The sequence below is a fragment of the Nonomuraea sp. NPDC003201 genome (assembly GCF_053590415.1).
The window spans coordinates 22,075-32,535 of sequence record NZ_JBSFTC010000111.1 but is presented as its reverse complement, the minus strand read 5'-3'; the positions used below and the strand labels follow the sequence as shown (position 1 = coordinate 32,535).

Sequence of the window (10,461 nt, the reverse complement as noted above, 5' to 3'; positions counted from 1 at the left end):
GCCGTCGGCGCCTCCTCGAAGAGCAGTTGCCGGTCGCCGCACACCACCAACGACCCCATCGGCGTACGGCGCAGCTCCTCGACCGTGTGCTTGGCACGTCCCCGGCGCAGAGCGTCCGCACGCGACATCTTGCGACCCGCGCCGTGCGCCACGGAATGGCCGGCGTCCGGCCCGGCGTGACCGGCCACCAGGTAGGACGGGGTGCCTCGCGTACCGGCGATGAGCACGTCGCGGCCGTCACCCGGCGCCGCCCCCTTGCGGTGTAGGTAGATCCCGTCGCGGACCTCGACCAGGTTGTGGCACTGGTCGACGATCGGCTCGGTGGGCTCGAACCCCAGAGCATGGGCGACCCGGGCGGCCAGCAGCCGCCGATTGAGCGATCCCCAGCGTACGGCGTCGTCATGCATCGCCAGATAGGCGCCGGGATCCGGGGCGGGGCCCGCACCATGGACCTCGGTGTGCGCCCGCAGGATCCGTTCCCCCAGCCCACGGGAGCCACTGTGGACGATGAGAACCAGGTCACCGGCGGCGAGTTCGAGCCGGCTCGCGTGGTCCGGCTCGAAAACGGTCCCGATGCGCGCCAGCTCGACGAAGTGGTTCCCGCGGCCGACCGTCCCGAGGCCCTCGACGTACCCAGCGGGAACATCACCCTTCACCACGGTCCAGGCAGGATCGTCGGCATCCTGCTCAGGATGCAGCGCGCGATCGAGATCGGGAAACCGGGCGGCAAGCTTCTCGGGTACGGCCCGCTTGAGCTTGACGGGGAACACGGCGATGCCGCAACCGATGTCGGAGCCCACCAAGAACGGGTACAAGATGGTCGACGCCATGGCGGCGCCGATGGGGGCGCCTTTGCCGGGGTGCAGGTCCGGCATTGCGGCGACGTGCATCATCCCGTCGAGGGCGGCCACCTGATGGCACTGCGCAACGGCATCGGACTCGATCCAGCTCGTGGGGGAAGCGAACACGGTGACGCTGGCCGACGTGGCCGCCGGCAGGAACTCCTGCCGGGAGTGTTGTTGAGACAAAGACGCTCTCTTCGCTGAACAGGTTATGGGCGGGCGGCATCACGGCGCGAGTCAACGCCGCGGCATCTCAAATAGCGGGGTGCGTCCGTCAGAGCATCATGGACACCACATTCCCCTGCGCCCACCACGCGAGGCAAGCGATTTTCGGGCTGTACGGGCCTGTACGCCTGCACGCACGCTCACTCAACGACGTGCCGGTGCGCTGCGGTCGACACACTGAGACCATGGCGGATGAGTAGATTCTCATACCGCGATTCGCGCCCTCTCATCCAGGCGTCAGCGCGGGCATGATTGCCGCACGCCTGATATTGAGCGGGACCTTATCCAGGGCAATGGGGAAGCGCCAGCGGGTACGTAACCAATGGGGTTTCTGGACAAGCATGGCTGATGAAGTTTGAGGAGTACGGGCCGCCTCAGGATCCTCCGCCGAAGAGGAGAAGCGATCGTGGAGAGAGCAGACCATCGGGGTCGTTCGTAGCGTCCATTACAGGGCTCCGTGATCTGGTGCCAGGCGAGCGCGGGAGCGGCGGTAGCCAGGACTTGCCCTCAATGGTGTCGAGTGCGGTGATGCCGTGGGCGGCGGCGAAGTCCAGGTAGCCCTGGAGCCTGGCACCAGCGTGCGAGGGCGGGCATTCCACCCTGGATGGCAGGATCAAGCCATGGACGAGAAGACTGAGGGGCAACTGCGTGTTATCCGCAAGGTCATCGCGGTCATGCAGGCCGTCGATATCTCAGCGTGGCTGTTCGGGGGCTGGGGACTCGATGCGAGGATCGGCCGGATCACGCGCGAGCACGGCGACGTTGAATTCTGGGTTGAGCGTATTCACGCCGAGCGGTCGAAGGCAGTGCTCGTAGGAGCCGGCGCCACGGCTCTGACGACTCAGCCGCCAGAGGAGGCCTGCGAGTTCACGCTGGACGAGGTGCCGTTCAGCACCGCTTACTTTGACCGGTGGCCGGACGGATCGTTCAGTCAGCCCCTGGGGCGATGGTCCGACTGGCTGTTCCCGCCAGGATCCTTCGGCGACGAGGCCGTGATACTCGATGGCACGCCGGTGCTGGCCATGAGCGTCTCCGGCATGCTCGCCATGAAGGAGCAGTTCCCGCACCTGCGCAACGGCCGGCCATGGCGGCAGAAGGACATCGCCGATATCGAGATACTCCGGGGGTTGGCCTCCGGGGAGAGGACCGGCGGTCACATCTGAGCGACCTGAGCAGCGCAGGCCGTCATGCGGACCAGGTATAGCGGATATCCACGGTGGACGATTGAACCGCTCCGGACCTGATGGAGGCTCTGGTGTGTCTCCGGTTGAGTGGAGGTTACGCCTGACCCAGGCGGCTAATGGACCTGCAGAAGCAGATTCCTCTCTCCGGTGATAGCCGATCCGGGGGACAAGTATCAAGGCATGTGGAAAACTCTGCATAACTCCTGATCGCGGGCTCGACGCCGCGTCATGGTTACGACGTCAGTAGAGCGAAGGCAGTGTTCGTGCGACCGCATCATTGAAGCGGTCGAGCAGTGGTTCGAGGCGCTTGCTGTGCTGTTCTGCCTCATCCATGCTCTTGGCCCAGATCGAGTCCCCGGCTGCTTTTTGGAGCTCCTTGGCCAGCGAGCGGATCTCTTCGTCGAAGACCCGCGCCCGGTATGACTTCAGCAGCACCAAGGCCGTGGACCAGCCGACAGCTGTAGGTGTCTCCCATTGCCGGGCCGGCCACTGCCCCGTCTCTTTCGCAATGGCGATGACCCTGTCGAGTTCTTCGTACGCCGATTTGATCAGATCAGCTACCGCGGTCTGAAGGGTGAGAATGCTATCCCTCTGGAACGTGTCGCGTGCTGATCGGCGTTCGCGCTCGTGCTGTCGTTCGCTTTGCGCTGCCTCGCGCTTGCCCTTCTGATGTTCTGCATAGATTGTCACGATTGCCGTGATGATGGAGCCCACCAGGACTCCAATTAAGCCGGAAAGGGCCTCACTCATGTTGGCTCTCTTCTGTCGGGCGTGATCAACAGCGACTCAGCAGGATGGCAGCAAAGCCGCCCGGCTTACTGGTCGGTCATGTGGAAGTCCAGCAGGCGCACCTCTCGCAGAACGTTGGCGTACGTACTGAAATGTGCACAAATCCGGCGTGATCAGGCTTCCCCGCGTACTGATCGCAGGATGGTTATTGCCTCGATGACGTCGGTGACCGCATGGTCGGCATGATGTTCTTGGCCTGGTCAGGTTCCCCTATTGATCCAAATAGTGCGCAGGCCTGCCATGTAGGCGCCTTGGATATCAGCTATGAGGTTGTCGCCGACCATCCAGCCGCCCTTGTCCAGAGTGCCTCCACAACGCTGAGCAGCTATCCGGAAAAGATCGACCTCGGGCTTGCGAATACCCTCGGCTCCTGAAACGGCATAACCGTCGATCACGTCGGCCAGGCGGGTTCGCCGTAGCTTGCTGAGTTGACTGTCTGGCATGCCGTTCGTGATGATGCCCACTCGCCACCCCCGCGTCCGCAACTCCGCCAGGCCGGCCAGCACACTCAGGCACGAGGTTGGGCATACGCCTCCGGCGGGCGGCAAAGAGCTCCTTGACCGGCTCGGTCAGCTTGTAGCGTTCGCGAACCCTGGCGAAGAAGATGTCTCGATGAGGATGTATGTCACGGTCCAGAGCGACGAGCCAGCCAACGTCCTCAGGTCCTAGTCGCCGTTGTTCAGTGAACTCCTCGGCCCATCGCAGGAAGCCTCCTGCATCGAGGTCAATGAGCGTTCTGTCGAGATCGAAGAGGGCCAGGAGCTGCACGGCCTCCAGCCTAAAGACGATCACCAGTGCCGCAACAGGGCCGTCAGAGAATCCCTAACTGATCTCGGAAACGCCTCAAGATCATCCCATGCACATCCCGTGATCATGGTTCTACGGCTGCACACGGGTGCCCTCGGCGCCCTGTCGAGGGCCTGGAAAGCAAAAGACCTGCGGTCAAGAAACCGCAGGTCAGAAAGCGAAACGCCTGGTGGAGAAGAGTGCCCCCGGCAGGATTCGAACCTGCGGCACCCGCTTTAGGAGAGCGGTGCTCTATCCCCTGAGCTACGGAGGCGGACTCTCGTAAGCCTAGCGAAAGTCTGGCACTGCGTGGGACGTGGAGCCGGGGTGAGTTTGGTGGGGTTGGTTATGGGTGCTCTGAGCTGCGGTAAAGGCATGACAAGTGGTCGGAATCTTGTGGATCCGGCGTGGATAGCGTCTGCCTGTGACCAGGAGGCGAAGCAAGCAGGCGCGGCGGCGGCCTGTCGTGTTGTTCGGGGCGTTGTTGGCGCCGGCGATCCTTGCTGGGGGGTTGTTGGCTGGGGAGATGCGGGGGTTTGAGGGGAGTGTCCCGGCGGTGGTTCGGGAGCGGGTCGTGCGGGTGGGGTTTGGGCCGATGGTGGTTCGGGCGCCGGCGCATCCGGATCGGCTGTACGAAGGGAGCGTGCCGGCTCCCGTTCGTGTGGTGAGTCGGCCGCGGGCTGTTGTCCCGGCGGCGGTGCCGCCTGTCGGGGATGTGGAGCCTGGAGTGGAGGAGCCTGTTACGCCGGCTCCTGTGCGGACTCAGACTCAGGTGGGGTGTTCGGGGGAGTGGGTGAACACCTGGCTGTGGGATCTGTGCCGGGACGAGGAGGAAGGGGTGGGGTTGAAGGTCGGTGGGAGTTTGGTGCCTGGCATCTGATAGGCCCTGTTTCGGTGGCGGGATCTGGCTGGTCGCGGGGGGTGGGCGGACAGAGTGCGCTTTTTGTCTCATAACAGCTCTCCCGAGTTCGGTCCGGGCACTCGGGGGGCTGTAGTAACGTGCGTGCCTGACCCAGGTAACGAGTTTGCAAACGGAGGAGTCGAACGTGCCAGCCCCTCGATCAGTGGGTCTGATCGCGGTAGTCATGGCGGTGGCTTCTCTTTTCGTGCCTTCCGGGCAGGGGCGCGCTCAGGCGCAGGTGGCGCAGAAGCTGGAGCGGCAGGCGCCGGGCGACCTGGCGGCGCTGCGCAAAGAGGCCGAGCGGTCGGCCAAAGAGCTCGAGGACGCCACCAAGGCACTGGAGAAGCGGCGGTCGGACATCGCCGCCTCCGAGAAGCAGCTGAAGACCAAGCTGGCGGCTCTGCAGGATCTGGAGCAGCGGGTCGCGGTGATGCGGCAGCCGGTGTCGCAGATGGCCGAGCTGCTGTATGAGCAGCCGATCATGGCGGACGGGATCGTGCCGTTCCTGTCCGGGACCGCGGACGAGACCACGCTACGGGCGCTCAGCGACGTGACTCAGATCGTCTCTGTACGGCAGCAGGCCGTCGAGCAGACCAGCGTCCTGTACCAGCAGGCCGAGGGGCTGGCCGCGGAGGCGCAGGAACTGCGGGCCGGCAACCTGCTGGCCGAGGCACAGCTGGCGGTCGAGGTGGACACGCTCCGGCAGCGTTCCGACAAGATCGTGAAGTCGCTGACCACCGCGCTGGTGAAGATGGGCATCAAGATCGACAAGGTCGGGCGGGCGGCGCTGGGATGTAACCCGTTGCGGGCGGCGACGGCCAACGACTATCCCAACGGGCTGATTCCGAAGAGCATGCTCTGTCCGTTGCAGCAGAAGGGTTTCAGTCTGAGGGCCGACGCCACCATCGCGTTCGTGAGCCTGAACGAGGCCTATCGGAAGCGGTTCGGGAAGAGCATATGCGTCACCGACGCCTATCGGAGCCTGGCCGAGCAGCAGTCGGTCTACTACCGGCGGCCGGGGTTCGCCGCCGTGCCGGGGCGGAGCAACCACGGGCTCGGGCTGGCCGCGGACCTGTGTGGCGGGGTGGAGAGGTCGGGGTCGGCGGAGTTCGTCTGGATGGAGAAGAACTCGAAGAGGTACGGGTGGTTCCATCCCTCCTGGGCCTACACCGGCCCGTTCGAGCCATGGCACTGGGAGTACGATCCCAAGATCGATTCGCTGCTCTAGCTCCCTAGGCGACCTGTGAGCTGCAGAAGGCGCAGCGGGACGCGGCCTTGGGGATTTCCGACAGGCATTCGGGACAGTCACGGGTCTTCGATCCGATCTTGGCGACGCTGCGGTCCTTGAGGTGCGTGTACGGCTTCACCAGCAGGAAGTAGACCACCGCGGCGACCATCAGGAACGAGATGACCGCGTTGATGAAGTTGCCGTACATGAAGTTGGATCGGCCGACCGTGACCTTGAGTGAGGAGAAGTCGGGCAGGCCGCCGAACGCCGAGATCAGCGGGGTGAGAAGGTCGGCCACGAACGACTGCACGATCGAGTTGAAGGCCGCCCCGATGACGACCGCCACGGCCAGGTCGATGACGTTCCCCTGCATGAGGAACCTCTTGAATCCGCTCATGGGGAAAATCGTAGCTGAGCGATTACGTTGAGTTAGCTTTGATGGTGATCGAAAGGTGGCCGGTCGTCTGGGCGGAGGCGAGTTCGGCGGCTTGGGTCGGGGTGGTGGCGAGCACGACCAAGGCGCCGTGAGTTTCGCTTGTCGTCTTGGGCGTCTGCGGGATCGTGATGATCCGTACGTCCTCGGCTACTGCGCGGGCCGGATGGATTTCCTCGTCGGATGCCAGGATGGTGATCGTGGCTCCTGGGGTGAGGAGGCTCGCGGTCGCGGCGTCGGCGATGCGGACCGGGGTGGCGACCATGCCCGGTGGGAGCCGGTAGGAGTGGAGAAGGCGGACATCCGTCAGCGGCTCGCCCTTGCGCATGGGGCTCGCCAGGATCTGACCGGCCGCGGCTGCGCGTACGGCACCTGTGGGTGGATGGTTGAGCGCCACAGGGGTCAGGTCGGCTGGGCCGAGAGGGCCGGGAGACAGGTCGCGGGCCGCGACCAGGACCGTGGGGGCCGGCTCGGGGCGGGTGGCGATGAAGGCCGACATGACGGCCAGGGCGGCCAGCGCCGCCGCGACGAGGCGGCGGCGACGGCCGTAGCGGATCAGCCAGGCCCGGATCACGGCAGCTCGAAGGGGAGCTTGATGCTGTCAAGGGTCGCCCCGCACGGGCAGGTGCGCTCTTCTGGGAGGGCTTGTACGGTCTCCGCCACCAAGGTGCGCATGCGGGTGACGTTTTGCGCGAAGAACTCCAGGACCTCGTCGTGCGTGACGCCCTGGCCGGCCTCGACGCCGGCGTCATGGTCGGTGACCAGGGAGAGCGAGGTGTAGCAGAGTGCCAGCTCGCGGGCCAGGACGGCCTCGGGGAAGCCGGTCATGCCGACGATCGACCACCCGTTGCCCGCGAACCACTGGGACTCCGCTCGCGTCGAGAAACGCGGGCCCTCGATGACCACCAGGGTGCCGCCGTCGACCGTCTCCCAGCCGGTCGAGCGGGCGGTTTCCACCGCGACGGCACGGCCTGAGGGGCAGTAGGGGTCGGCGAAGGAGACGTGGACCGCACCGTCCACGTCGTAATACGTCTGGACGCGGCCTGAGGTGCGGTCTACGAGTTGGTCGGGGATGACCATGGCGCCGGGGCCGTACTCGGCTCTCAGCGAGCCTACGGCGCTGGGGGCGAGCACCTGGCGCACGCCGAGCATGCGCAGAGCCCAGAGGTTGGCGCGGTAGGGGATGCGGTGTGGGGGGAAACGGTGATCTCGGCCGTGTCTGGGGATGAACGCCACCGAACGGGTGCCGATGCGTCCGACTGTGACGACGTCGCTCGGGGGGCCGTAGGGTGTGGAGAGCTTGATCTCTTCCGCGTCGTCGAGCAGTGAGTAGAAGCCGGAACCGCCGATGACGCCGATGTCTGCGCGAGGGACCATGGCCGAGAGAGTAGCCGGATCGGCGACGGGCCAGGGTGAGCCGAATTCCGTTCTGTGGATAACTTGATTGCAGCTCAAGGGTCCCGGCTTTAGGGGTGCGTCTGGCCCGGTGCTCAGGGGCCCGAAGCTCCGGTGGATCCGACAGGTCCCAGCTGGGTGAGGGCGGGGTGCCGGGTGGCTGGTGCGTCGGGATTTAGGACCCCTGAGGGGTGGAGTCCGGCGTCGGCAGCGGTGCACATACGGGCGGGTTGCAGGGGCCGTCGACGCTGATGCGGGCGAGGGGATCCGCGTGGGCTGGGCATGGGTGCGGTGGTGCGCAAGTGTGGCCCGGCGGAGGGTGACGTGGGCCCGCGTGAGAGTTAGGTGTGAGGGCCGACGCCTGTGCTTCGCTGTGGTGGTGCGCGGGTTTGGCCCTCAGATGAGACGCGCGTGTGAGGCGTGCATGTGGGGGCCGACGCATGCACATGGCCGCGATGGTGGACGGTGTGGGTCCCCGCGAGGTGCGTGTGGTCGCGGTGGACCGGAGTGGGTCCCCGCGAGATGCGGGCGGTCGCGGTGGACCGGGGTGGGCCGCGTGAGGTGCGGGTGGGAGGCCGACGTGGGCCTGCACCAGGCGCGCGTGCCGGGGCCGATGTCGGTCCCGTGTGAGGGCTTGGTGTGGGGTCCAGCGTGGGCCTTTGTCCCATGCCGGTGCGCGCATGCGGAAACGTACGCGCGCGAAACCCGCCCAGGTGTCCATGGCCGCGGCGATCGGCGCTGGGCGGCCAGGTCCTGGGGGCGGCTACCGAGAAGACCCGCGGGAGGCCGCGGTCGCTGACGGGAGGGTCAGTTGGAGGCGGCGGCGGGGGCTGCGGTAGGGGTGGACGTGCTCGTGTCCGCGGACTTGCTCTCCGCGGGCTTCGACGACGAGGAAGAAGAGGGTGTCGTGGAAGTCGGGGTCGACGACGAGCGGTTGTCGGTCCGGTAGAAGCCCGAACCCTTGAACACGATGCCGACAGCCGAGAAGACCTTCCGCAGGTTCCCCTCGCAAGCAGGGCAAATCGTCAACGCGTCGTCAGTGAACTTCTGAACGACCTCAAGCTGCTCGCCGCAGTCGTTGCAGGCGTACTGGTACGTCGGCACGCGCTCCTCCTTAAGGTCTGGCACTCGAGGGATGCGACTGCTAATGGTAACCGATTAGGTCAAACGCCTATTCCAGTCCCCGCTCTCCGTACCAGCCGGCCAGCTTACCGCTGCGGCTCACGGCGCGCAGGCGGCGTTCGACCTGGTCACGGCAGGAGGCGGTGGTGACCAGCAAGATCTGGTCCTCCACCTTGATCCTGGTATTTCCGGTGGGGACGAAGGATTTGCCGTCACGGACGATCAGAGTCACCTGCGCCCCGGCGGGCAGGCGGAGCTCGAAGATCTCCACGCCGTGCAGCCGCGAGCCGGGAAACACCTTGACCTGCAGCAGGTCCGCCTTGAGCTCTTCGAGCGGCGCCGCCTCCACCTCCAGGTCGTGCGCCTCCCCGGGCGCCGCCACTCCGAGCAGTCGGGCCACGAAGGGCAGCGTCGGCCCCTGCAACAGCGTGAACACGATGACGATCACGAAGACCTCGTTGAAGATCTCCTTGGATCCCTCCACGTTCGACGCCCAGGGGATGGTGGCGAGCACGATCGGGATCGCGCCGCGCAGCCCCGCCCACGACAGGAACGCCTGTTCGCGCCAGCTCACCCTGCCCGCCCGCAGCGCCCACGACAGCAGCGAGCTCACCATGACCGAGAGCGGCCGTGCCAGGAGCACCAGGACGGTGCCGGCGATCAGGCCGGGCACGATGGACGACGGCATCTCCTTGGGGCTGGCCAGCAGACCGAGCATGACGAACAGCCCGATCTGCGCCAGCCACGCGGCCCCTTCCGCGAACCCCCTGGTCGCCGCCCGGTGCGGCAGCCGCGAATTGCCCAGGATCAACGCCGTCAGGTAGACGGCCAGGAACCCCGAGCCGTGTATCAGCACGGCCCCGCCGTACGAGACGAATGTGAGCGAAAGCACGGCGAGCGGATAGAGGCCGGAGGCGGGGAGTGCGACGCGGCGCAGCGCGTACGCGCCCGCGGGGCCGACGGCCAGGCCGACCGCGGCGCCGATGATCAGCTCGACCGAGGTCTCGAGGAGGAACGTTCCCGGGGACGCCGAAGAGCGTCCCGCCCCGCTGAGCAGCATCACGGCGATCACCGTGGGGGCGTCGTTGAAGCCGGACTCGGCCTCCAGCACGCCCGCCAGCCGGGGCGGGAGCGGCAGTCTGCGCAGCACGGAGAAGACGGCGGCGGCGTCCGTTGAGGCCAGCACCGCGCCGAGGATCAGCGCCGTCGTCTGGTCTATGCCGAGAATCGCCTGTACGACCAGCGCCACCACGACGATGCTGACCGTCACGCCCACGGTCGCCAGGATCATGGCCAAGGGGACTGAACGCCGTACGTGAGACCAGTTCGTGGTAAGTCCACCTTCGGCCAGGATCAACGCCAGCGCCGTGAGGCCGATCTGCTGGGCGAGCTGGGGGTTGTCGAAGGGGATCCCGAACCCTGCCTCGCCCAGCACCAGGCCGAAGCCGAGGAACACGAGCAGGCTGGGCAGGCCGGTGCGGTGCGCGACGCGTACGGACGCGATGGCCGCGATGACAATTGCGGCACCAAGAAGAAGCCAGACATCTAGTGTCATC

10 protein-coding genes and 1 tRNA gene are annotated in these 10,461 nt (G+C 66.2%); 2 read left to right on the top strand and 9 right to left on the bottom strand.

Going from position 1 to position 10,461, the window contains the following annotated elements; genetic code table 11:
• On the bottom strand, nt 1–1,028 hold a 1,028-nt coding region (locus ACWDX9_RS31825), incomplete at its 3' end, for an RNA ligase RtcB family protein (protein WP_449960265.1).
• A gap of 659 nt (nt 1,029–1,687) precedes the next feature.
• On the opposite strand from ACWDX9_RS31825, the gene ACWDX9_RS31820 reads away from it, so the two are divergent.
• On the top strand, nt 1,688–2,230 hold the full coding sequence (locus ACWDX9_RS31820) for a nucleotidyltransferase domain-containing protein (RefSeq protein WP_449960263.1): 543 nt from the start codon (nt 1,688–1,690) through the stop codon (nt 2,228–2,230).
• Nucleotides 2,231–2,491: 261 nt separating this feature from the next.
• Here the strand turns inward: ACWDX9_RS31820 and ACWDX9_RS31815 are convergent, their stop codons facing one another.
• From ACWDX9_RS31815 to ACWDX9_RS31805, 3 genes are all read right to left on the bottom strand, one after another.
• The gene (locus ACWDX9_RS31815) at nt 2,492–3,001 is read right to left on the bottom strand and encodes a hypothetical protein (RefSeq protein WP_449960261.1); all 510 of its coding nucleotides are present in this window, start codon (nt 2,999–3,001) and stop codon (nt 2,492–2,494) included.
• 239 nt (nt 3,002–3,240) lie between these two features.
• Complete coding sequence (locus ACWDX9_RS31810; RefSeq protein WP_449960260.1) at nt 3,241–3,504, bottom strand: HAD family hydrolase; 264 nt, start codon at nt 3,502–3,504, stop codon at nt 3,241–3,243.
• A gap of 523 nt (nt 3,505–4,027) precedes the next feature.
• Nucleotides 4,028–4,100 (bottom strand) — tRNA-Arg (locus ACWDX9_RS31805).
• Nucleotides 4,101–4,911: 811 nt separating this feature from the next.
• On the opposite strand from ACWDX9_RS31805, the gene ACWDX9_RS31800 reads away from it, so the two are divergent.
• Nucleotides 4,912–5,955 (top strand): D-alanyl-D-alanine carboxypeptidase family protein, encoded by a 1,044-nt coding sequence (locus tag ACWDX9_RS31800; RefSeq protein ID WP_449960258.1) that lies wholly within the window; start codon nt 4,912–4,914, stop codon nt 5,953–5,955.
• A gap of 4 nt (nt 5,956–5,959) precedes the next feature.
• Here ACWDX9_RS31800 and mscL read toward each other — a convergent pair whose 3' ends face one another.
• From mscL to ACWDX9_RS31775, 5 genes are all read right to left on the bottom strand, one after another.
• The gene (gene mscL / locus ACWDX9_RS31795) at nt 5,960–6,352 is read right to left on the bottom strand and encodes a large conductance mechanosensitive channel protein MscL (protein WP_355197583.1); all 393 of its coding nucleotides are present in this window, start codon (nt 6,350–6,352) and stop codon (nt 5,960–5,962) included.
• A gap of 22 nt (nt 6,353–6,374) precedes the next feature.
• A complete protein-coding gene (locus tag ACWDX9_RS31790; protein WP_449960256.1) occupies nt 6,375–6,962 on the bottom strand; it encodes an RcpC/CpaB family pilus assembly protein in 588 nt (195 codons plus the stop codon).
• Nucleotides 6,959–7,765 carry an S-methyl-5'-thioadenosine phosphorylase gene (locus tag ACWDX9_RS31785; RefSeq protein WP_449960254.1) on the bottom strand — a complete coding sequence of 269 codons (807 nt, stop codon included), beginning with the start codon at nt 7,763–7,765 and terminating at the stop codon, nt 6,959–6,961. The genes ACWDX9_RS31790 and ACWDX9_RS31785 overlap by 4 nt, the downstream gene beginning before the upstream one ends.
• 825 nt (nt 7,766–8,590) lie before the next feature.
• On the bottom strand, nt 8,591–8,887 hold the full coding sequence (locus ACWDX9_RS31780; RefSeq protein ID WP_449960252.1) for an FmdB family zinc ribbon protein: 297 nt from the start codon (nt 8,885–8,887) through the stop codon (nt 8,591–8,593).
• Nucleotides 8,888–8,954: 67 nt separating this feature from the next.
• Entirely contained in the window at nt 8,955–10,460 is a 1,506-nt protein-coding gene (locus tag ACWDX9_RS31775) for a potassium/proton antiporter (RefSeq protein ID WP_449960250.1), read from the bottom strand.
• Nucleotide 10,461 lies beyond the last annotated feature (1 nt).